At 36.9% G+C, this 23,693-nt stretch carries 23 protein-coding genes; 9 read left to right on the top strand and 14 right to left on the bottom strand.

Annotated elements, in window-relative coordinates:
• Window positions 1–127: 127 nt before the first annotated feature.
• The 4 genes from mutM to radC all read right to left on the bottom strand — a co-directional run bounded on the left by mutM (window position 128) and on the right by radC (window position 2,313).
• Window positions 128–943, bottom strand: a complete 816-nt coding sequence (mutM, locus tag ABW51_RS04820) for a DNA-formamidopyrimidine glycosylase (RefSeq protein ID WP_053465793.1) — start codon at window positions 941–943, stop codon at window positions 128–130.
• 72 nt (window positions 944–1,015) lie between these two features.
• Complete coding sequence (gene rpmG, locus ABW51_RS04815) at window positions 1,016–1,186, bottom strand: 50S ribosomal protein L33 (protein ID WP_005613503.1); 171 nt, start codon at window positions 1,184–1,186, stop codon at window positions 1,016–1,018.
• An 11-nt stretch (window positions 1,187–1,197) separates the two neighbouring features.
• Window positions 1,198–1,434, bottom strand: coding sequence for a 50S ribosomal protein L28 (gene rpmB, locus ABW51_RS04810; RefSeq protein WP_005542826.1), 237 nt, complete (start codon window positions 1,432–1,434; stop codon window positions 1,198–1,200).
• A 213-nt stretch (window positions 1,435–1,647) separates the two neighbouring features.
• Window positions 1,648–2,313 (bottom strand): RadC family protein, encoded by a 666-nt coding sequence (radC, locus tag ABW51_RS04805; protein ID WP_053465792.1) that lies wholly within the window; start codon window positions 2,311–2,313, stop codon window positions 1,648–1,650.
• A 163-nt stretch (window positions 2,314–2,476) separates the two neighbouring features.
• On the opposite strand from radC, the gene coaBC reads away from it, so the two are divergent.
• From coaBC to crp, 5 genes are read left to right on the top strand one after another with little or no spacing between them, the layout of a single operon-like run.
• Window positions 2,477–3,679 carry a bifunctional phosphopantothenoylcysteine decarboxylase/phosphopantothenate--cysteine ligase CoaBC gene (gene coaBC / locus ABW51_RS04800; protein WP_053465791.1) on the top strand — a complete coding sequence of 401 codons (1,203 nt, stop codon included), beginning with the start codon at window positions 2,477–2,479 and terminating at the stop codon, window positions 3,677–3,679.
• A gap of 47 nt (window positions 3,680–3,726) precedes the next feature.
• A complete protein-coding gene (gene dut, locus ABW51_RS04795) occupies window positions 3,727–4,182 on the top strand; it encodes a dUTP diphosphatase (RefSeq protein WP_053465790.1) in 456 nt (151 codons plus the stop codon).
• A gap of 3 nt (window positions 4,183–4,185) precedes the next feature.
• On the top strand, window positions 4,186–4,842 hold the full coding sequence (gene slmA, locus ABW51_RS04790; RefSeq protein ID WP_053465789.1) for a nucleoid occlusion factor SlmA: 657 nt from the start codon (window positions 4,186–4,188) through the stop codon (window positions 4,840–4,842).
• A gap of 21 nt (window positions 4,843–4,863) precedes the next feature.
• The gene (locus ABW51_RS04785; RefSeq protein WP_005631427.1) at window positions 4,864–5,115 is read left to right on the top strand and encodes a YheU family protein; all 252 of its coding nucleotides are present in this window, start codon (window positions 4,864–4,866) and stop codon (window positions 5,113–5,115) included.
• Window positions 5,100–5,777, top strand: coding sequence for a cAMP-activated global transcriptional regulator CRP (crp, locus tag ABW51_RS04780; protein ID WP_053465788.1), 678 nt, complete (start codon window positions 5,100–5,102; stop codon window positions 5,775–5,777). Before ABW51_RS04785 ends, crp begins: the two co-directional genes overlap by 16 nt.
• A gap of 366 nt (window positions 5,778–6,143) precedes the next feature.
• Here the strand turns inward: crp and rlmC are convergent, their stop codons facing one another.
• The 10 genes from rlmC to rpmH form a co-directional block, all read right to left on the bottom strand.
• Window positions 6,144–7,322, bottom strand: a complete 1,179-nt coding sequence (gene rlmC / locus ABW51_RS04775) for a 23S rRNA (uracil(747)-C(5))-methyltransferase RlmC (protein ID WP_053465787.1) — start codon at window positions 7,320–7,322, stop codon at window positions 6,144–6,146.
• Window positions 7,319–8,371 carry a beta-N-acetylhexosaminidase gene (nagZ, locus tag ABW51_RS04770; protein WP_053465786.1) on the bottom strand — a complete coding sequence of 351 codons (1,053 nt, stop codon included), beginning with the start codon at window positions 8,369–8,371 and terminating at the stop codon, window positions 7,319–7,321. Before nagZ ends, rlmC begins: the two co-directional genes overlap by 4 nt.
• Window positions 8,372–8,374: 3 nt before the next feature.
• Window positions 8,375–8,725: a YcfL family protein gene (locus tag ABW51_RS04765; RefSeq protein ID WP_053465785.1), complete on the bottom strand. Its 351-nt coding sequence runs from the start codon at window positions 8,723–8,725 to the stop codon at window positions 8,375–8,377.
• Entirely contained in the window at window positions 8,725–9,075 is a 351-nt protein-coding gene (gene hinT / locus ABW51_RS04760) for a purine nucleoside phosphoramidase (protein ID WP_053465784.1), read from the bottom strand. The genes ABW51_RS04765 and hinT overlap by 1 nt, the downstream gene beginning before the upstream one ends.
• Before the next feature lie 78 nt (window positions 9,076–9,153).
• Window positions 9,154–11,022 carry a peptidylprolyl isomerase gene (gene ppiD / locus ABW51_RS04755; RefSeq protein WP_053465783.1) on the bottom strand — a complete coding sequence of 623 codons (1,869 nt, stop codon included), beginning with the start codon at window positions 11,020–11,022 and terminating at the stop codon, window positions 9,154–9,156.
• A gap of 192 nt (window positions 11,023–11,214) precedes the next feature.
• The gene (gene mnmE / locus ABW51_RS04750) at window positions 11,215–12,573 is read right to left on the bottom strand and encodes a tRNA uridine-5-carboxymethylaminomethyl(34) synthesis GTPase MnmE (protein ID WP_053465782.1); all 1,359 of its coding nucleotides are present in this window, start codon (window positions 12,571–12,573) and stop codon (window positions 11,215–11,217) included.
• Between the two features lie 179 nt (window positions 12,574–12,752).
• Complete coding sequence (gene yidC, locus ABW51_RS04745; protein ID WP_053465781.1) at window positions 12,753–14,381, bottom strand: membrane protein insertase YidC; 1,629 nt, start codon at window positions 14,379–14,381, stop codon at window positions 12,753–12,755.
• Window positions 14,381–14,641, bottom strand: a complete 261-nt coding sequence (gene yidD / locus ABW51_RS04740) for a membrane protein insertion efficiency factor YidD (protein WP_005631409.1) — start codon at window positions 14,639–14,641, stop codon at window positions 14,381–14,383. Before yidD ends, yidC begins: the two co-directional genes overlap by 1 nt.
• Entirely contained in the window at window positions 14,605–14,964 is a 360-nt protein-coding gene (gene rnpA, locus ABW51_RS04735; RefSeq protein WP_053465780.1) for a ribonuclease P protein component, read from the bottom strand. Before rnpA ends, yidD begins: the two co-directional genes overlap by 37 nt.
• 12 nt (window positions 14,965–14,976) lie before the next feature.
• Window positions 14,977–15,111 (bottom strand): 50S ribosomal protein L34, encoded by a 135-nt coding sequence (gene rpmH / locus ABW51_RS04730; RefSeq protein WP_005539760.1) that lies wholly within the window; start codon window positions 15,109–15,111, stop codon window positions 14,977–14,979.
• A 254-nt stretch (window positions 15,112–15,365) separates the two neighbouring features.
• Here rpmH and dnaA point away from each other — a divergent pair, with 254 nt between their 5' ends.
• From dnaA to ABW51_RS04710, 4 genes are all read left to right on the top strand, one after another.
• A complete protein-coding gene (gene dnaA / locus ABW51_RS04725) occupies window positions 15,366–16,730 on the top strand; it encodes a chromosomal replication initiator protein DnaA (protein WP_053465779.1) in 1,365 nt (454 codons plus the stop codon).
• Between the two features lie 12 nt (window positions 16,731–16,742).
• On the top strand, window positions 16,743–17,843 hold the full coding sequence (gene dnaN / locus ABW51_RS04720; protein ID WP_053465778.1) for a DNA polymerase III subunit beta: 1,101 nt from the start codon (window positions 16,743–16,745) through the stop codon (window positions 17,841–17,843).
• A 1-nt stretch (window position 17,844) separates the two neighbouring features.
• Window positions 17,845–18,924 (top strand): DNA replication/repair protein RecF, encoded by a 1,080-nt coding sequence (gene recF, locus ABW51_RS04715; RefSeq protein WP_053465777.1) that lies wholly within the window; start codon window positions 17,845–17,847, stop codon window positions 18,922–18,924.
• Window positions 18,925–19,164: 240 nt separating this feature from the next.
• A complete protein-coding gene (locus ABW51_RS04710; RefSeq protein ID WP_053465776.1) occupies window positions 19,165–23,472 on the top strand; it encodes a S6 family peptidase in 4,308 nt (1,435 codons plus the stop codon).
• Window positions 23,473–23,693: the final 221 nt, after the last annotated feature.

Raw genomic sequence — 23,693 nt, 5'->3', positions numbered from 1 at the left:
TTTTCACAAATTTCACTATTAATAATCTATTTAATTCCATAATTTTTTTATCCTTGTTTACTTTAGAGAAAGGCTGAAATTATGACTAAATTTCACACAACAATCAATAATGCTTTTAAACTTTATCCTAAGATCTTTTCTGACATTTCGGGCAAAAGAAACTATTACGCTGACCTATCACTAAACTTTCAATTTTTCCACCGCACTTAGGACAAGGTTTATCTTTATTTCCATATACCAATAATTCTTGTGCAAAATAACCTGGGCGCCCATCTGGCTGTAAGAAATCTTTAAGTGTGGTTCCACCTTGAATAATGGCTTTTTTCAAGACTTCTTTAATTGTGTTCACTAGGGAAATACATTGATTACGCGTGAGATTTTTAGCGAGTTTAAGTGGATGAATACCACAAATAAACAAGCTTTCATTCGCATAAATATTTCCAACGCCCACCACCACAGCGTTATCCATCAAGAAGGTTTTAAGTGCGGTTGATTTTTGACGAGATTTTTTGAATAAATATTCTGCATTAAATTCATCAGAAAGCGGTTCAGGGCCTAGCTTTAAGAAAAGATGAAAGTTATCCAAATTTGCTGTCCACAACCACGCACCGAAACGGCGAGGATCGTTATAGCGTAATAACTTGCCATTATTCATTACAATATCAATATGATCATGTTTATCTATTGCGCTGTCCTGTGGCACAATTCGCACCGAACCTGACATGCCCAAATGCCCGATGATATAGCCTTTTTCCGTGTGAATAATCAAATATTTTGCTCGACGAGTGAGATCGACAATTTTTACATTTTTTAGAGTTATCAATTCCTCTGATACGGACCAGCGCAATTTAGGCTGACGCACGACAACTTTTTTAATCGTAAAATTCTTAAGATAAGGGCTAATACCACGTAGTGCAGTTTCGACTTCGGGAAGTTCCGGCATGATTTGTTCCTTAATAAATTTGTGATACAAAAAAACCCGAACAATGTTCGGGCCTTTTCTAAATAAGCAAAATTATTTGATTTTTGCTTCTTTATAGATAACGTGTTTACGCACTACTGGATCAAATTTTTTGATTTCCATTTTTTCAGGCATATTACGTTTGTTTTTATCAGTTGTGTAGAAGTGACCGGTCTCTGCAGTAGAAACTAAACGGATTTTCTCACGAGCGCCTTTAGCTGCCATTTTTTAGCTCCTTAGATTTTTTCGCCACGAGCACGGATTTCAGCTAAGACTGCATCAATGCCTTTTTTATCAATAATACGCATACCTTTCGCAGTTAAACGTAAGGTTACGAAACGGTTTTCACTTTCAACCCAGAAACGGTGAGTGTGAAGGTTTGGAAGAAAACGACGACGTGTCGCATTCATCGCGTGTGAGCGGTTATTACCCACAGCTGGACGCTTGCCTGTTACTTGACAAACTCTAGACATAATAATCTCCAATAATTAAATATAAGCTCGAGCTTACGGTTCGGATTGTTTAAAGCAGGTTAAACCTAGCTTGCTACCTCGTCAGGTCGCGCTAATCCGACCCGCTTACTATATTAAAGGTCGCAAATTATACTGACTTTGTTTTCATTTCTCAAGTATAAATGCGGTTATCTTGAATGTAATCGGTAAAAAAATGGTCAATATTATAAAAATTTATAATAAACAATTCTCCGCAAAAGAATAACAATCGCTTTTTCCTACAATTAAATGATCAAGCACTCTGATTTCCATTAGTTCTGCAGATTCCTGAATTTTTTTAGTAATAAGCTGATCCGAATAACTCGGCTCCGTTATACCCGAAGGATGATTATGTGCCAAAATTAAAGCAGCTGCATTACAATAAAGCGCCTCTTTAATTATTTCCCTAGGATAAACCGCTGATACATTAATTGTACCTAAAAATAACCGCTCTTTTTTAATCAGACGATGTTGATTATCCAAAAATAAAACCATAAACACTTCTCTTTCCTCATGTTGCAATTCAGTGAGTAAAAAAAGTTTTACCGTTTCAGGATCATTAATAATCGGCGTACTTAACATCTCTTGCTTTAAATAACGCTTGGTCATTTCCGTAATTGCTTGCAGTTGAATAAATTGCGTAATGCCTAAGCCTTTCACAGAACAAAAGGATTTTTCATCTGCAGAAAGTAAAGCATGCAAGGAACCAAAATGTGATAAGACATTTTTAGAAAGCTGAATGACTGGGCAGCCTTTTATGCCAGTTCGTAAAAAGATCGCCAGCAATTCATAATCAGCGAGAGTTTCTACGCCAAATTTAAGCAATTTTTCCCGTGGCATTAAATCATCATTGTTTTCCATAAAATATTAAACGCAAAATAGAAAAAATTTTGACCGCTCTTTTCTTTTTTTACGAGTAACTTATGTAAAGTCTGCGATATGTATTGCAAAAATAGCATTGGGCATTCAATAAAATTAAAGTAAAATAACGGAATTGTGGCTAAGCACTAACAAAGGTTGAAACATGAAATTAAACGAAAAGCATATTGTAGTTGGCATAACTGGCGGAATTGCTGCCTATAAAACAATAGAGTTGATTCGTTTATTACGCAAAGCAGAAGCCGAAGTACGTGTAGTATTAACCCCATCTGCAGCAGAATTTGTTACGCCTTTAACGCTTCAAGCCATTTCTGGCAATGCTGTCGCACAATCTTTACTTGATCCACAAGCTGAGATGGCAATGGGCCATATTGAGTTTGCTAAATGGGCTGATGCCATTATTATTGCGCCAGCTAGTGCAGACTTTATTGCCCGTCTTACTGTCGGCATGGCGAATGATTTACTTTCAACAATTTGTCTTGCGACTAATGCACCAATTTTTCTTGCCCCTGCAATGAATCAGCAGATGTATCGCCAATCCATTACTCAACAAAATTTAACGGCTCTTCAAACACGTGGAATTGAGCTTATTGGCCCGAATAGTGGTTTTCAGGCTTGCGGCGATATGGGGAAAGGGCGTATGTCAGAACCAGAGGAAATTTTTACCGCACTTTCTGACTTTTTCTCTCAAAAACAAGATCTGCAAGGATTAAATGTCGCCATTACAGCAGGCCCAACGCGTGAGGCAATCGATCCTGTTCGTTATATTTCTAACCATAGTTCAGGAAAAATGGGATTTGCAATTGCTGAAGCATTTGCCGAACGTGGGGCGAACGTCACACTAATTTCAGGTCCCGTGAATTTAACAACACCAAAAAATGTAAATCGAATTAATGTCATCTCAGCACAAGATATGTGGCAAGCTTCTCTTGAAAGTGCGGTAAAAAATCAAATTTTTATTGGTTGTGCGGCTGTTGCTGATTATAGAGTAGCCGAAGTTGCTGACCAAAAAATTAAAAAATCTGGCGATGAAATATCTATCAAGTTAATTAAAAATCCCGATATTATCTCAGATGTAGGGCACTTAAAAACACATCGTCCTTTTACTGTCGGATTTGCAGCTGAAACCCAAAATGTTGATGATTATGCAAAAGATAAACTTGAACGCAAAAATCTTGATATGATTTGTGCCAACGATGTATCTGGTGGACAAGTTTTTAACGCTGATGAAAATGCCTTGCAGCTTTTCTGGAAAGATGGCCATAAAAAATTATCGCTCAAATCAAAAGTGGAACTTGCAACTGATTTAGTCAATGAAATCATCGAACGCTATCAAAAGACCTTATAATTTCAACCGCACTTTTACTTAAAAATGAATTTCAAACGGAGTATTACATGAAAAAAATTGACGTAAAAATTTTAGATTCTCGCATTGGAAATGAATTTCCTCTGCCAACTTACGCAACTGAAGGTTCGGCAGGTCTTGATTTACGTGCATTAATCGATGAAAGCTTTGAAATTCAACCAGGTGAAACCAAATTAATTCCTACGGGGCTTTCAATTTATATTGCGGATCAAAATTTAGCTGCAGTGATTTTGCCTCGCTCTGGTCTCGGTCATAAACACGGCATTGTGCTAGGAAACCTTGTGGGATTAATTGACTCCGATTATCAAGGTCCATTAATGGTATCAATGTGGAACCGTGGAAATGAGTCATTCAAAATTGAAGTCGGCGATCGCATTGCTCAACTTGTTTTCGTGCCAGTAGTACAAGCTGAATTTAATATTGTAGAAGATTTTCAACAAACCGAACGTGGTGAAGGCGGTTTCGGTCATTCGGGTAAACAATAATATATGGTAGAAGAACAATTATCTTTATCAGGCGTAGAAGACATTTCGCCTAAAATTGAAACACCAAAAATTGAAAAAAGAACGGTAAAAGAACGTCGTCAACAAGTGCTTACTGTGTTGATACATATGCTTCATTCCGAACGCGGCATGGAGCGTATGACAACGGCTCGTCTAGCAAAAGAAGTTGGGGTATCTGAAGCTGCGTTATATCGTTACTTTCCAAGCAAAACAAAAATGTTTGAAGCCTTAATCGAGCATATCGAAAATACCCTATTAAGCCGTATTACCGCTTCTATGCGTAACGAAACCCAAACAATGAATCGCATTCATGATATTTTACAAACGATCTTAGATTTTGCCCGTAAAAATCCTGGCTTAACTCGAATTCTAACGGGTCATGCATTAATGTTTGAAGATGCGCAATTGCAAGTTCGAGTCGCACAATTTTTTAATCGTCTTGAAATGCAGTTTGTCAATATTTTACAAATGCGAAAATTGCGTGAAGGACGTGGCTTTAATGTGGATGAACGCATAATTGCCTCTCATTTAGTTACCCTATGTGAGGGACAATTTATGCGCTATGTTCGTACTAATTTCCGTCTGAATGCAAGTCAGTCTTTCGAACAACAATGGCGTTTTATCGAGCCACTTTTTGCCTAATTGACTTTACCGAGTAAATATATGATTATTCCTTGGCAAGAACTAGAAGCAGAAACATTAGATAATATCGTAGAAAGCGTAATTTTACGCGAAGGAACTGATTACGGTATAGAAGAACTTTCACTCAACCAAAAAAAACAACTTTTACTGACTCAAATTCGCAATGGAATTGCGGTGATTGTATGGTCTGAATTGCATGAATCCATTGACATCAAAAATAAAACGGAATTTTTGAAACAGGAATGTAAGGAGCACGAATGTCAAATGAATTAACCGAAATTGATGAAGTTGTAACCTCCCCTCAAGAAGAAGAGATAACTCAACGAGATCCAGTTTTAGATTGGTTTCTTACTCACTGTCACTTGCATAAATATCCTGCAAAATCAACTTTAATTCATGCAGGTGAAGATGCAACAACGCTTTATTATGTGATTAAAGGCTCTGTAATGGTATCTTCAAAAGATGATGAAGGTAAAGAGATGATCCTCACTTACTTAGGCGCAGGACAATTCTTTGGTGAGGCTGGATTATTTGATGAAGGTTCAAAACGCTCTGCTTGGGTAAAAACAAAAACAACATGTGAAATTGCTGAGATTTCTTATAAAAAATATCGTCAATTAATTCAGGCAAACCCTGAAATCTTAATGTTTCTAACCGCACAATTGGCAAGACGTTTACAAAATACTTCACGCCAAGTCAGTAATTTAGCATTCTTAGACGTGGCAGGTCGTATTGCTCAAACGCTAATGAACTTAGCTAAACAGCCTGATGCAATGACACATCCTGATGGGATGCAAATCAAAATTACACGTCAAGAAATAGGGCAAATGGTGGGTTGTTCACGAGAAACTGTAGGACGCATTATTAAAATGTTAGAAGATCAGAATCTTATCCACGCTCATGGAAAAACCATCGTTGTGTATGGAGCAAGATAATTTTTCATCATAAATTATTCAAAAATGAAACCATCCAAAATCAATTTGGATGGTTTTTGTTTAATTAGAAATAATATTCAAAACATTAATTGACAATTAATATAAAGGATTCTATCATTATCCAACTTCTTACAAATATAGTGGGAAGACAGGATTGGTCTCCTGATATAGTGGCTTTAAAGGTTTACAACCTTATTGCATAGTTTTATGCTGCAAAAGCTAGAACACCAAGATGCATTTTCTAATCTATGGTGGGCTGGGTAGAAATCCCGCAGGGATGCGCGCAGTAAGCCACTTGCTGTTAAGACCAATTCTGCTTAGTTCCACCACCCTTCTTTCAAATTCCCTAGTTTTTTCTATCTCCCCTTAACTAATCTTTTTTCTTTCTAGTAAAACTAATACTTCATAGTGAGATGTTTGCGGAAACATATCAAAAAGTTGAATTTTCAATGGGTTATAACAAGTGAGATGCTGTAAATCTTTACCCATTGTCACGGCATTACAGCTGGAATACAAGATAAAGTGCGGTTGAATTTGGTTAAGAAATTCACTTAATTCCTTTCCAATTCCACGACGTGGTGGATTAACAATCACAAGATCAGGCTTATTTTCATTTTTATTTTCAATCACGCTTGCTGCATCTAGAGATTGGAAATTCACATGTTCTAAACCTAATATTTTAGCGGAATGACTCGCTGCAAAAATAGCTGATGAGGAAATTTCAATTCCAGTTAACTCTATACTTTTTCCCCATTTTTCCTGTAAAGCTTTAGCACAATGTAAGCCAAATCCACCCACACCACAAAATAAATCCCAGGCTTTATAGATTGGTAATTCTCTTACCCATTGCTGAGCGGTTGAATATAATCCCGCCGCCACTTTAGGATTGGTTTGAAAGAAACCTTGTGGGCGAATAAAGAGCGGAATACTGTTGAAATTCTCAGGCAAAAATTGTTGTTCTGTCAGAAAAATTTCTTGTTCACCTTCTAAGATAGCCGCATGCTGTGGTTGTAAATTAATACTAACAACTTCTAAGTGCGGTAATTTTTCCAATAATTTGGGTAATTCTCGACGAATTAATGGCAATTTATTTTCTGTGCGTAATACAAAACGCAACATTAATTTTCCCGTCGCAATACTTTCTGTGAGCAGAATATATTTGAGCTCACCTTTTTGTTTAGCAATGTTATAAGGTACTAAACCAGCACGGCCAATAAAATCCTTCAAAACTGGAAAAATCAATGAAAAATGAGTTGGATAAAGGGGGCAATCACACAAATCAATCGCACTTTGTGGATCATTAGGATTTTTTAAAATGCCAAGTATCGGGCGTTCAACACTACCACTAACAACCATTTTAGCTTTATTACGAAAGCCTTGTTCATCAGATTCAAAAGGAGCCAACCATTGAGCTCCATTGCAATTAATAGAAATCAGTTGCTGCTTTAAATGATGTTGTTTTTCAATTAGCTGCTGACTATAAGGTATTTCAAGCCATTGACAAGAACGACATTCATTTTGTTGATAGTATCGACAATCAATCATTTTTTTGCGGCCTGAATATCTAGCCAACGGCTTTGAATATCTGCGAGATTTCGGTGATTCATTTTCCAACGTTGATCTAAAACCAGGTCATTCCACTTAATCATTCTACGCTTAAATAAATTTTTTAAGCGAGCTTGACGAGCCATAAAGTGCGGTTCATTTTCAGTAAGTTTTAGATTATCTAATACTTGAATGACACCTTCACGTTCATTGCACAGTAATAAAAGATCACAACCTGCATTGAGTGCTTTTTTGCTACGCTCTACAAAATTGCCCATTACGCCAGCACCTTTCATACCGAGATCATCTGAAAAAATTGCACCTTGGAAATTTAGTTGTTTTCGTAAGATTTCTTTTAACCAATATTCTGAACCGCTTGCTGGTTGACTATCACATTGTCTATAAATGACATGCGCAGGCATAATGGCATCGAGTTTATTTTGTGAAATCAACTGTTGGAAAGGTTGGAGATCACAACTAAAAATTTCGTCTTTTGCGCGATCATCATAAGGCGTTTCTAAATGAGAATCGGCTAATACATGGCCATGACCCGGAAAATGTTTACCTGTAGATGCCATACCTGCTTGATGCATACCATCGATAAAAGCGGTTGCTAAATTTACCGCACTTTTTACATCAGATGAAAAACTACGATCACCAATCGCCCGACATTCATGCCCCAAATCCAACACCGGCGCAAAACTCAAGTCAATATCCAAGGCAATCATTTCTGCCGCCATTTGCCAACCCGCTTCTTTAGCAAAACTCACTTGTTCAGTTGCTGACAATGTTTCTTGAAAAGCCTGCATTGAAGGTAACATTGTGAATCCATCACGGAAACGTTGAACTCGTCCACCTTCTTGATCCACCGTAATCAATAAAGGCTTTTTCACTCGCAGACGAACAGAACGAATTAATTCTTGAATTTGTTCTCTGTCTTCAAAATTTCGAGTAAATAAAATCAATCCCGCAACAAGAGGGTGAGAAAGTAACTCAACTTCCTCTTGTTCCAACTCTTTTCCTTCTAAATCAATTAACAACGTACTCATAAATTATTTTAAATAAAGGCGATAATTTTTACTTTCTACAGTAGGTTTAATTAAATCGATCGACTTCTCTTCTTGTGGTTTTAGCAAAAATTGATCGGAATAGCTTTCTTGCTGATTTTCCCAAGTTTGGGTTACCCCTAAATGATCGTACCAATATAAGTAGTAACTTATATTCAAAAGTTGCTGACTTTTATTTTTTATAAGCGCTGATTTTTGACTCGTTTCAACTTGAATTAAAGGTGAAAGATTAGATGTGATATTCAAAATCGGCTTCGTTGAATAAGTTAAGTTTTCTACTGAACTTGAACAAGCAGCGAGCACAAGGCTCGCCAAAATTAGAAAATATTTTTTCATTAGTTCGCTAACATTCTACCTAAAGGTTCACCACCGACTAAATGCATATGTAAATGGAATACTTCTTGTCCACCATGTTTATTACAATTCACAATTAGGCGGTAACCGTCTTCCGCAATGCCTTCTTCTTTAGCGAGTTTAGCCGCTACGCTAAATAATCGACCTAGCGTTAGTTCATCTTGCTCCGTCACATCATTCACTGTTGGAATTACTTTATTTGGAATGATCAAAATATGTGTTTTAGCTTGTGGTGAAATATCACGAAACGCTGTGACTAATTCATCTTGATAGACGATATTTGCAGGAATTTCTTTACGGATAATTTTGCTGAAAATTGTTTCTTCTGCCATTGTTTGCTCCCTATAAAAAAGTGCGGTGAATTTACCGCACTTTTTATCAAAATTTATCTTAGATTGCAATTTAATCAATTATTGCTGTGCTTCATCATCTTGATTGATGAAAGAATCATTTACTTCAATTTTTGCTCTCTCACGCAATCCTTGCATTAATTGCGCTTGAACTTCAGACTGACTTGTACGTAATAATTGAGCACTAAATTGGCTTAATTCTTTATCGTTAAGCACGCCATCTTCTACTTTATTTAAAGCAATAATAACTACATCGCCTTTCTCATTGCGAGCAACTTGGTAAACCGTTTTACCTGATTCTGGTTTAGCAATTGAGAATACACCATTTGTTAAAATCGGATCTTTATTTTCACTTAAAGTAAAAATTTGCTCACTTGAGAAATTAATTCCATCCACTTTCGATTCAGCATTTTCGTTTAATGCTTTCACTGCTTGTTGAGCTTTTTCATTAAGCACATTTTCAGCTTTCTGGCGTTTTAAGAACATTTCAATATCCGCTTTTGCATCTTCCAATGTTCTCACACCTTCAGGTTTATGCTCTAACACACGCACTACAATAGCGTGATAATCGCCGACATTCAAAGGTTCTGAATTAGCACTACCATTGGCAATATCAGATTCAAAAACAGCAGAAACTACATTAGGGAAATTTAATTCAGCAGGTACATTTTGACGAGAAAAATAACCGCTTTCTTGAACTTTAACACCTGCAACTTGTGCCGCAGTATTCAGAGATTTGCTATCTTCAAAAGCCTTATCACGCACTTGCTTTTCAATTGCGTAATAACGATTTTCTAATAAGGATTTACGCACTAAATCAGCAACCTGTGCTTTCACTTCATCTAAAGTTTGAGCTTTACGTTCTTGCACTAAAACAATATGGTAATTGCCATCCACATTGATTGGTTGGCTATATTGCCCAACCTGCAATGCAGCTGAGGCATCTTCAAAGGCTTTTGGTAATTCATTTGCATTTACCCAACCCAAATCACCACCATTCTCACCAGAAACTTTATCTAAAGATTTAGCTTTAGCTACATCAGCGAAATTTGCGCCTTTTTGTAATTCATCGTAAGTAGACTTAGCGTCTTGCTCATTTGCAAATTGAATATGTGCTAAACGCTGAGTCATAAATTGAGCTTTATTATCTTGATAATATTGCGCAATTTCTACATCTTTAACTTCGATACTTTTTTCGATTTGGCTACCTGAGAGGTCAATATATTGAACCTTCACTTGTTCTGGCTGAACAAAAGATTTTTGATTAGCTTCGTAATAAGCTTTAATTTCATCATCAGATACCGATTGCTTTGCCATTTCATCAGCAAGAGATAACGTCGCTAAGCGCGCTGAACGTTTTTGGAAGAAAACTTCTGCGGTATTTTTTGCTTGAACAGGCACGATAAATTCACTGTTAGCAACACCACTTTGCATTTGTTCAAGAGTTAATGCGCCACGCAAAATCGCCGCATAACCATCTGAACTTAAACGATTTTGTTGTAATACTTGCTGATAAACGCCATTATCAAATTTGCCATTAACTTGAAAATTAGGATCTGTCACGATTGCTCGTTTAATCATTTCATCACTGACGCCTAATTTTAATTCTTTCGCATATTGACGAAGTAATTCTTGATCAATCATTCGATTAATGGTGCTTTGACGAAGTGCGGTAACAAATTCAGGAGAATCTGACTGAGCCATAAATGCTTCGCCTTCGCGCTGTGCACGATTCTCAAATTCTTGGTTGTAGCGATTTAAAAAGTCTTGTTGCGAAATCACTTCACCATTAACTTTTGCAGCGTAAGTATCATTTGAACTAAAAAGATAGCCAGACATACCACCGACTAAAAACGATAAAGTAATCAAACCCAAAATAAACTTAGCAGCCTTTGAATTTGATAAATTGTGCATTTTTTCAATTAACATTCTATAACCCTTGTTATAAACATAAAATTTTCCCCGATTATAATCTAAACGTAGAAAATAAGCATCTTAAAAAGCGAAAACACCGTACTCATAAAGCAAGCTAATACCAATTCCAATCAGCACTATGCCACCAAAAATTTCCGCTTTTGTCCTAAATTTTTTGCCCAAGAAAATGACCGCACTTTACTCTTTCTATTTTCCGATACAGAAAGAACTAAAAATATTACCTAGCAAGTCATCTGATGTAAATTCACCTGTAATTTCACTCAAGTGAGTTTGTACTAAGCGTAATTCTTCCGCTAAAAGTTCTCCCGCATGAAATTCTGTAAGTTGAACCAAACCGATTTGTAAATGCTCTGCGGCTTTCTCAAGTGCATCTAAATGACGACGACGAGCTAAAAAGCCCCCTTCCATGCCAGTTTGGAAACCCATCGCTTGTTTCAAATGCTCACGTAAAAGTTGTACACCATCATGTGTTTGAGCGGAAAGACTAATAATTTGATAGCCTCCTTCTTCGCTTTCACTTGCTTGTTCGCCATTTAAATCAATTTTGTTTCGAACAATAGTGACAGGCAACGTTGTGGGTAATTTTGCTAAAAATTCTGACCGCACTTTGCTTAAATCTGCACTTTCAGGATCGCTACTATCTAACATCAAAATAATACGATCGGCTTGTTCAATCTCCGTCCATGCGCGAGAAATGCCAATGCGCTCGACTTCATCTGTTGCATCTCGAAGACCCGCGGTATCAATAATATGCAATGGCATGCCGTCGATATGAATATGCTCACGCAGTACATCGCGCGTTGTGCCGGCAATATCCGTTACAATAGCCGCTTCGCGACCAGCAAGCGCATTAAGCAAGCTCGATTTACCCGCATTCGGACGACCAGCAATCACCACTTTCATACCCTCACGTAAAATAGAACCTTGTTTGGCTTCAGAGCGAACATCTTCCAACTGATTAATAATACCGCGTAAGTTTGCTTCAATTTTTCCATCCGCCAAGAAATCAATTTCTTCATCAGGAAAATCAATGCTAGCTTCCACATAGGTACGTAAGTAAATAACCGATTCAACTAATTCATTTACTTTCTTTGAAAATTCACCTTGTAAGGATTTCAATGCTGAGCGTGCGGCTTGTTCTGATGTTGCATCAATTAAATCCGCAATTGCTTCCGCTTGAGTAAGATCCAATTTATCATTCAAAAAAGCCTGTTCAGAAAACTCTCCCGGTCTCGCCAAACGGATTCCATCAATTTGTAAAATACGTTTGAGTAATAAATCTAATACAACCTGCCCACCGTGCCCTTGCAATTCCAACACATCCTCACCAGTAAATGAATTTGGTGATTTAAAGTAAAGGGCAATCCCTTGATCTAAAACAGTGCCATCAGCATCCTTAAAAGGCAGATAATCAGCCATTCTTGGCTTAGGACATTTTCCCAACACAGCTTGTGCAACTTCTGTTGCTAAAGGCCCAGAGACTCTTAAAATCCCAATACCACCACGACCTGGCGCAGTAGCTTGAGCAACGATTGTTTCTTTCATAAAAAAACCTATTATCACGTAGAGTAAGCATACTCTAGACTAATCGTAATATTACCCTATTGAGAAAATGTATATGTTTACCAACAGCGCTATTACTATCATTAAACGTGGCCATATTTACCACGACAGATAAAACAAAGAAAGGCACTTTTGGTGCCTTTCTTTCCATTCATTTAAGATTATTTCTTACGAGAATGCAGTCCCTTTTTCTCTAATCCACGGTAAATTAATTGTTGTTGTGCAATTGTAATTAAGTTAGAAACTAACCAGTACAACACTAAACCAGCAGGGAACCATAAGAAGAAGAACATAAAGACTAATGGCATAAAGTTCATCACTTTTTGCTGCATTGGATCAGCCACTGGTGTTGGCGACATTTTTTGCAACAAGAACATTGAGATACCCATTAAAATAGGGAAAATATAATAAGGATCTTGTGCTGATAAATCTTGAATCCAACCAAAGAACGGAGCATGGCGTAATTCAACTGCTTCCATAAATGTCCAATACAATGCGATGAAGATTGGCATTTGAAGAAGAATTGGCAAACAACCACCGAGTGGATTTACTTTTTCTTCTTTATAAAGTTTCATCATTTCTTGGCTCATACGTTGGCGATCATCACCAAAACGCTCACGCATTTCTTGCATTTTCGGTTGCAACATACGCATTTTCGCCATAGAAGTGTATTGTGCTTTGGTTAATGGATATAAAATAGCTTTCACCACGATAGTTACACAGATAATCGCTAACCCCCAGTTAGACACAATCCCTTGAATAAAGGTTAATAACCAGAATAATGGTTTAGCAATAAACCAAGCCCAACCGTAATCAACAGTTAAATCTAAGTGATTTGCTACGGTAGCCATTTGATTTTGAAGTTTAGGGCCAGTCCATAATGAACTTGTAATCGTCTCTTGGCTGCCTGCAGGAATAGTCACAACGGGACCACGATAACCGATTGACGCAACATTATTTTTAGTATCTGTAATTGTGTAAAGTTGATTATTTACATCTTGATTAGGAATCCAAGCAGATACGAAATAATGCTGTAATACTGCAACCCAACCAGCTTTAGTATCAATAGAAAGATTATTATCCTTCATGTCACCAAAACTATATTTTTTATAGTTTGTTTCTGAAGAAGAATATGCGCCACCAGTATAAGTTGGCATTGCTACATTACCAGAGCTTTCAACGATAGAATGTTTCAATTGACCATAAGGCTCAACTTCAATAGCTTGACCACTTTGGTTATCAATCTTGTAATCTACGCCTAAATCATAGCTACCACGTTTTAATACGAAGATTTTTTCATAAGTGACACCATCTTTTTCAAAAAGAAGAGGCACAGAAAGAGACGCTTGACCATCTGCTAATTTAAAATTATCACCTTCAATTTGATATTGCGCACGACCAGAACGAGTATCGATACCGTTTTTACCAATTAAACCACTTTGTGCAATATACACATGTTCTTTGGTGTCTTTTAATAACTCAAACGGTGTTTTTGAATCCAATTCAGCATCATATTTTAATAATTCAGAACTAATTACATCACCACCTAAAGTATCAACTTTCAAACGGAATACATCGTTTTCAAGGGTAATAATACGGCCATGAGTTTGAGAATCTGCTACAACTTGTGAATTAGAAGAAGGAGAACTTGCCGGAACATCAGAATTGGCAGTCATTGAAGTTGTTTGCTCAGTTGGCACCTGTGGATTTTTATCCAACTGCCATTGCTGATAAACAAGGAAAGAAATAAAAATTAGCGCTAACACTAATAGGCTACGTCTTGAGTCCATTATTTTTTCTCATCGTTATTATTGATTTTAGGTGGAACAGGATCGAATCCACCAGCGTTCAAGGGGTGACATTTTAATACACGTTTTAGAGTAAGCCAACTACCTTTTAACAATCCATGTGTTTTTAACGCTTCAATGCCATAGCAAGAACAAGTAGGCACAAACCGACAACGCGGTCCGATAAGAGGACTAATAACAAGTTGATAGAAACGAATAAATCCAATTAAGATTTTTGCACCAAACGAATGTGTCGTTGCCATAATTTTTCTAAGATTTGCACAAAAGAGCTATTATCAAGCTTACCAATACCACCTTTTGCAACAAAAACAAAATCACATGCTGGTAAACGATGTTGCGATAAACGAAAACTTTCTCGTACTAAGCGTTTAATACGATTACGATCATGAGCTCGTTTTAAATGTTTTTTAGCCACAGTCAAACCTAAGCGAGGACGCTCAAGATTATTTTTTCTGGCAAGGATGGTTATTTCTGGAGTGCTAGCTCTGAACGGTTGTTCGAAGACATTTTTGAATTGAACGGGAGTTAACAAACGTAACTCCCTTGAAAAGTTCAGCTTAACCACTAAGAACGCTGATTATGCAGATAAACTTTTACGACCTTTAGCACGACGACGCGCTAAAACTTGACGGCCATTTTTAGTTGCCATACGAGCACGGAAACCGTGAGTACGACTACGTTTTAATACAGAAGGTTGAAATGTACGTTTCATTGTAATCTACCTAAATCCAGATTATGAGTTAATAAAAATAGAGCGCAATTTTAATCATAAAATACGCGTTCGTCAAATAAGAAACGGAAATTTTTCGGGAAAAACTCTCGGACTTCCAAAATCGGGGGGATTATACGGATTTTTGTATAAATCTCAAGCCGATTTTTTAGAAGATCTTTCCACTCATTTATTGTAAAATCTCCGCTAATTTTTACCGCACTTTTCTCTATTACAAAAACAACAAGGATCCTTTTGTGAATCTCTCAAATCTTTGGCAAAGTTGCCTGTTACAACTTCAAGATCAAGTTTCAGCCAGCGATCTTAGCACTTGGCTTCGCCCTTTACAGGCTGATGTAGTATCAGATAACCACATCGTATTATACGCATCGAATATGTTTGTGAAAGGTTGGGTGGAAACTCATTATCTCGCACAAATCCAGCAAATTTGTCAAACACTTGCACAAAATCCTGAACTGCGCATTTCTTTAAAAGAAGGGGTCAAACCAGCACCTAAAGTAGTGGAGAGTGCACCAAGTGACAATCCTAAAAAAGAAAGTGCGGTAGATTTTCAAGCTGAATCTAGTGCTTCAGTAAAATTTGAATCCCATCTAAATACTAAACACTTATTTGATAACTTTGTTGAAGGTAAATCGAACCAACTCGCACGCGCAGTCGGTCAAAAACTTGCTCAAGCTCCAGGCGAACCTTCGGCCAATCCTTTCTTTTTATATGGTGGTACAGGTTTAGGTAAAACCCACTTATTACACGCAATTGGCAATGGCATTTTAGCCAATAAACCGAATGCGCGCGTGCTTTACATTCACGCAAATAACTTTATGCAACATATGGTAAAAGCAGTGCGTGACAATAAAATGGATCAGTTCAAAAAATTCTATCGTTCTCTCGATGCGCTTTTAGTGGATGATATTCAATTTTTCGCTGAAAAAGAAAAAACCCAAGAAGAATTCTTCCATATATTCAATAACTTATTTGAAACGGGTCGCCAAATTATCTTAACGTCAGATCGTTATCCTAAAGAAATTGAAAAAATTGAAGAACGTTTAAAATCACGTTTTGGCTGGGGCTTAACAACAGCTATTGAGCCGCCCGATCTTGAAACTCGCGTAGCGATTTTATTGAAAAAGGCGGAAGAACATAATATGCATTTACCAGAAGAAGTCGCTTTCTTCATTGCTCAACGCTTGCGTACCAACGTGCGTGAACTCGAAGGGGCATTAAATCGAGTGAAAGCAATGCAAGACTTCAAAGGAGGTGACATTGATATTGATTTCGTGCGTGATACCTTGAAAGATATTTTGGCTCTGCAAGAACGCTTGGTTACCATTGAAAATATTCAAAAAGTAGTAGCTGAATATTATCGAATTAAGGTTTCAGATTTAAAATCAAAAAGTCGAGCGCGCTCAGTGACTCGTCCTCGCCAAATTGCAATGGCGTTAGCAAAAGAACTCACAAACCGCAGTTTACCTGAAATCGGTCGTGCCTTTGACCGTGATCACACTACCGTATTAAACGCTTGCCGCGAAGTACCAAAATTCCGCGAGCAAGACAATAGCATTCAAGAAGATTGGGCGAATTTAATCCGCACTTTGTCCGCATAAAAGGAGAACGCAATGCAATTTAGTATTTCAAGAGAAAATTTATTAAAACCGTTGCAACAAGTATGTGGCGTATTGAGTAGTCGTCCAAACATTCCTGTATTAAACAACGTGTTGTTGCAAATTGAAGACCATCGATTGACTATCACAGGCACAGATTTGGAAGTCGAATTATCGAGTCAAACTCAGCTTTCATCGTCTTCTGAAAATGGCACCTTCACGATTCCAGCAAAAAAATTCTTAGATATTTGCCGCACTTTATCTGATGATTCAGAAATCACGGTTACTTTTGAAGAAGATCGTGCATTAGTGCAGTCTGGGCGTAGCCGTTTTACACTGACAACCCAACCTGCAGAAGAATATCCAAACCTCACGGATTGGCAATCTGAAGTAGATTTTGAACTACCGCAAAATACCTTACGCCGTTTAATTGAAGCCACTCAATTTTCCATGGCAAACCAAGATGCGCGCTATTTCTTAAATGGCATGAAGTTTGAAACAGAAGGCAATTTATTGCGTACTGTGGCAACAGATGGCCATAGACTTGCGGTGTGCACCATCTCGCTTGAACAAGAATTACAAAATCATTCTGTGATTTTACCGCGTAAAGGCGTGTTAGAACTTGTTCGTTTATTAGAAACAAGTGATGAACCAGCGCGTTTACAAATCGGTACCAACAATTTACGTATTCATCTAAAAAACATTGTATTTACATCAAAATTAATTGATGGTCGTTTCCCTGACTATCGCCGAGTGTTGCCTCGTAATGCAACAAAAATTGTCGAAGGCAGCTGGGAAATTCTTAAACAAGCCTTTGTACGCGCATCAATCTTATCGAATGAGCGCGTGCGTAGCGTGCGTTTAAACTTAAGCGAAAACCAACTAAAAATTACGGCTTCCAACACCGAACATGAAGAAGCGGAAGAAATCGTAGATGTCAATTACAATGGAGAAGAATTAGAAGTCGGTTTTAATGTCACCTATATTCTTGATGTGCTAAATGCGCTTAAATGCAATCAAGTTCGCATGCGCCTAACTGATGCCTCTTCTAGTTGCTTAATCGAAAACTGTGAAGACAACAGTAGCGAATATGTAATTATGCCAATGCGTTTATAATATGGCGATTTCGCGCTTACTGGTCGAAAAATTTCGTAACTTAACAGCCGTGGATCTTGATTTTGATCCCGGCTTTAACTTTTTGGTTGGCAACAATGGTAGCGGGAAGACAAGCTTATTAGAAGCAATTTTTTATCTTGGTCACGGACGCTCATTCAAAAGTGCGGTAACAAATCGCATCATTTCTTACGACGAACCTCACTTTACCCTATTTGGACAAATCCAAGAAAGCCAACATCAATGGTCAGTGGGATTACAAAAACTTCGTCAAGGCAACACGTTAGTAAAAATTAACGGTGAAGATGGCAATAAAATTTCCGATCTTGCTCATCTTTTGCCAATGCAATTAATCACCCCAGAGGGCTTAACCTTACTGAATGGTGGGCCAAGTTATCGCCGAGCGTTTTTGGATTGGGGACTTTTTCATCATCAAACAAGTTTTTATGCAGCTTGGAGCAATCTTAATCGATTACTCAAACAGCGAAATGCCGCCCTTGCACAAAATCAGCCCTACTCCGCTATTAAAGTTTGGGATGTCGAGCTTGCCAAACTCGCTCATCAAGTGAATCAATGGCGTTCCGAATATGCAGAAGCGCTACGCCCTGAAATCGAGCAAACTTGCCAACTTTTCCTCCCTGAATTAGACATTAATGTCAGCTTTCATCAAGGATGGGAAAAAAATACGGATTATGCAGAGGTTCTTGAGCAAAATTTTGAACGAGATCGCGCCTTAAATTACACATTTTCCGGACCTCAAAAAGCTGATTTTCGTTTCAAAGCACAAGGATTGCCAGTGGAAGATGTACTTTCTCGTGGACAGCTTAAACTTTTAATGTGCGCATTAAGACTGGCTCAAGGCGAGCATTTAATGAAAGAAAAGCAACGCCATTGTATTTTTTTGATCGATGATTTTGCATCAGAATTAGATCAATATAAACGAGCACTGTTGGCAGAACGATTACAACAAAGCGGTTCACAAGTGTTTGTTACAGCCATTACTCAAGAACAATTAAAAGAGATGCAAGTCGAAAACAGAAAAATGTTTTCAGTCGATAATGGAATCATTAAAGCGTTAGATTAGATCAAAAGTGCGGTGAAAAATAATTGAATTTTTAAAAGTTACATAATTATCATTAGCCAGTAATTTATTGGTGAATATGATTCACTTTTTAAACAATTTATGGTAAAAAAACTCCCCTAAAATAAAACTAGCAAATTAACACCGCAACACATCTCCAAGATTTGAATCACCTCATAGCCGTAATATAAAACTGGTCCTATAAAATCTACTTTTTAAAATCAATTTATAAGGACAGCCAACATACTAAATAAAAAATTCAAACTTAATTTTATTGCCCTAACTGTCGCCTATGCACTAATCCCTTATACAGAAGCCGCGTTAGTTAGAGACGATGTGGATTATCAAATATTCCGTGATTTTTCAGAAAACAAAGGAATGTTCTCTGTGGGGGCAACAAATATGCTGGTAAAAGATAAAAATAATAAAGATTTGGGCACTGCCTTACCTAACGGTATTCCGATGATTGATTTTAGCGTGGTAGATGTAGATAAACGAATTGCCACCTTGGTGAATCCACAATATGTAGTAGGCGTAAAACACGTTGGTGATAATGTGAGTGAACTTCATTTTGGGAATTTGAATGGACATAGAGAACGAGGTAATGCTAAGTCACACCGAGATGTATCGTCCGAAGAAAACCGATATTACACCGTTGAAAAAAATAGTTTTCCTTCTGAATTGACGAGAGATCCTATAACTAAAGAAGAACATTCTCAAAAACGCCGTGAAGACTACTATATGCCGCGCCTTGATAAATTTGTGACCGAAGTCGCTCCTATTGAGCCATCAACCGAAAGTAGCAATAAGGGCGAATATAACAACACCGATAAATATCCTGCTTTTGTAAGACTTGGAAGTGGTAGTCAATTTATTTATAAAAAAGGAGATAATTACAGCTTAATTTTAGATAACCATGAAGTTGGAGGGGATAATCTAAAATTGGTTGGTGACGCCTATACTTATGGTATTGCTGGAACGCCTTATAAAGTGAATCATACAGACGATGGACTCATTGGGTTTGGTGATTCAACCGAAGATCATAACGATCCAAAAAAGATATTATCTCGTAAACCGCTTACTAATTATGCTGTCTTGGGAGATAGTGGCTCACCGTTATTTGTTTATGATAAATCTAAAGAGAAATGGCTTTTCCTTGGTGCTTATGATTTTTGGGGAGGGTATAAGAAAAAATCTTGGCAAGAATGGAATATTTATAAGCCAAAATTTGCAGAAGAAATTTATAAGAAAAATGATGCGGGTTCATTAACAGGCTCTTCAGAATCCTATAATTGGAAAACTTCAAATGACTCAAGTGTTATTTATAATGATGCTACTTCTTTGAATAAGATAAATAACAAGAATGTGACCTTTAATGGAAATGGAACAATTACTTTAGAGAATAATATCAATCAAGGCGCAGGTGGATTGTTCTTTAAGGGTAATTATACAGTTGAAGGCACTTCCAATGATACTACTTGGAAAGGGGCTGGGATTTCTGTTGATGAAGGAAAAGAAGTTGTTTGGAAACTACATAATCCAACATCTGATCGTTTAGCAAAAATTGGTAAAGGTACATTAGTTGTTGAAGGAAAGGGAGAAAATAAAGGATTGCTTAAAGTTGGTGACGGTATCGTTATCTTAAAACAGCAAGCTGACACCAATAATAAAGTACTGGATTTTGCACAACTAGGAATTTTGAGCGGTCGCCCAACAGTTATACTTACAGATGATAAACAGATTAAACCTGATTCAATTTATTTTGGTTTTAGAGGGGGACGATTAGATTTAAACGGTAATTCACTTAAATTTGATCATATTAGAAATATGGATGAGGGGGCTAGATTAGTTAATCACAATACCAGTAAATCCTCTAATGTAACTATTACTGGGGATAATTTGATTACAAATTTAAATCAAATTAATCAAATATATACGATGCAACCACGAGATGAAGAAAACCCTTTACGAGTTACTCCTGTGCCATATGGTAAACACCTCTATTATAGTAGTGAATGTAGAATATATTATGCCTTAAAAAGAGGTTCTAGTCCTCGTGCTGAAATGCCTTGTAATGGAAAAGAAAATAATCAAGATTGGCTATATATGGGTGAAAATGAAACAGATGCCAAAATAAATGTAATGAATCATATCAACAATGAGCGTATGAATGGTTTTAATGGCTACTTTGGTGAAGATGATGGTAAAGGCACAAATGGTGAATTAAATATCACTTTTAGCGGTAAAACCGATCAAAATCGCTTTTTATTGACAGGCGGAACAAACCTTAACGGTGAATTAAAAGTTGAAAAAGGTACATTATTCCTTTCCGGCAGACCAACACCACACGCAAGAGATATTGCTAATATTTCTTCAACGGAAAAAGATCAACACTTTACTGAAAATAATGAAGTGGTGGTAGAAAATGACTGGATTGACCGCACTTTTAAAGCAACCGTAATAAAAGTGAGTGGCAATGCCACCCTTTATTCAGGACGCAATATTGCAAATATTACTTCTAATGTCACAGCCTCAGATAATGCTCAAGTGCATATTGGCTATAAAGCTGGGGATACGGTCTGTGTGCGTTCTGACTATACAGGCTATGTGACTTGCCATAATGGTACTTTATCTACAAAAGCACTCAATAGTTTTAATCCAACTAATTTGCGCGGTAATGTAAATTTAACCGAGAGTGCAAACTTTACCTTAGGCAAAGCCAATTTTCATGGCTCAATTCAGGCAGGTGGAAACAGCCAAGTACGTTTAACCGAAAATAGTAAATGGTATTTAACTGACGATAGCAATGTTAATCACTTAAATGTAGACAATGGACATATTCATTTAAATACAGCAGAGAATGAAAACAGTGTGAAAAAATATAACACGCTGACTGTGAATAACTTATCAGGCAATGGGCATTTCTATTACTTGACTGATCTTACTGATAAGCAAGGCGATAAAGTAGTGGTAAAAAACTCTGCTTCAGGTGATTTTAAATTAAATGTGTCATTAGTTGGGAATACCGTTGATTTAGGTGCTTGGAAATATGAATTACGTAAAGATAATGGAATTTATCGCTTATATAATTCAGAAGTTGAAAAAAGACATCAAACCACAGAGGCTACTCAAGTAGATCATAAAAATGAAGAAACGGTTAATGTTGTTGATACTCCTCTACCCACTCCAAATTCTGCGACGACCACCAATGTAGCCACAAAAAATCAAGATAACGATTTTAATAGAACTGGCACAGGACATTCAATTGTTATTGATATACCTGAACAAGTAATGATTACACATAAAAGCCCAGATGGGGAAATCTTAGCAGAATACGTTGTATTAAAATCCGCATTTAATAATTCACTTGATAAAAATAAAAAATCTTTTAATGGATTAATTGCGACCGAAATGAAATCGAGCGGAAAAAATGCTTATATTATTACTTACAAAAAAGTAGAGGCTGTTGAACCGCAAAATAAATCTGAAGAGACTGAAACTTCCTCTCAGTCTGAAGTAAATAAATCAGAAACAGCTCAACCTGAAAATACGGCGGCAGAAACAGTAACGTCTGAAAAACGCCCTGAGGAAACCGCTCCACTAGAAGTGAGTGTGACTGATAATTCTACTCAGCCTGAAGCAGGCAAATCAGAAAAAACTCAACCTGAACTGCGAGATCTCATTAGTAAAAACACCAATGCTGTACTTTCTGACTCAATGGCAAAAGCACAATTTGTTGCATTAAATGTTGGAAAAGCGATTTCTCAACATATTAATCAACTAGAAATAAATAATGAGGGGCAATATAGCGTTTGGGTATCTAATTCTTTGATGAACGAAAATTATTCCTCAAGCCAATATCGTCGTTTTAGTTCTCAAAGTGTAAGAAGCCAATTAGGCTTAGATAAATCTGTGACGAGAAATATTCAGCTAGGTGGTATATTGACTTATGTTCGGAATAGTAACAGCCTTGATGAGGCAACAAGTAAAAATACTCTAGCACAAGTTAATTTCTATTCTAAATATTATGCGGATAATCATTGGTATTTGGGCATTGATTTAGGCTACGGCAAGTTCCAAAGCAACCTACAAACCAATAATAATGCTAAATTTGATCGTCATACAACACAAATAGGCTTAATAACTGGCAAAGCGTTTAACATAGGGAATTTTAGGGTTAAACCAAGTGTAGGTATTCGTTATGGCTACTTATCAAGCTCTAATTTTGCATTAGGTCAAGATCGCATTAAAGTAAGCCCTATATCCGTCAAAACAACCTTTGCTCAACTTGATTTAAGTTATACCTATAACTTAGGTGAGTTTTCTATTACACCAATTTTATCTGCTCGATATGATGTAAATCAAGGAAACGGAAAAATTAATGTAAATGGATATGATTTTTCTTACAACGTTGAAAATCAACAACAATATAATGCTGGCCTTAAATTGAAATACCATAATGTAAAATTAAGTTTAATTGGCGGATTAACAAAAGCTAAACAAGCAGAGAAACAAAAAGCTGCTGAAGTAAAACTAAGTTTTAGTTTTTAATACGCCTATTTGAATTAGCGTTATAGATTGCAAAGCCCTATGTATGATTTGCACCCCAAAAGTTGAACGAAACAATCAACTGATTAAGGTGCAAATTTTTTATGGTTAAATCCCCCGTCATTTAAACAACAAGTGATCAATTTTTGATCTTTAACACAGTAAAAATTGCTTTCAGTGTAAAATAAAAGGACTAAGCCCTGTGAGTTACAGAACTCAGTCCT

The organism is Haemophilus sp. C1, from assembly GCF_001276515.1.
Lineage (GTDB): Bacteria > Pseudomonadota > Gammaproteobacteria > Enterobacterales > Pasteurellaceae > Haemophilus.
This window is presented reverse-complemented; position numbering and strand designations above follow the sequence as displayed.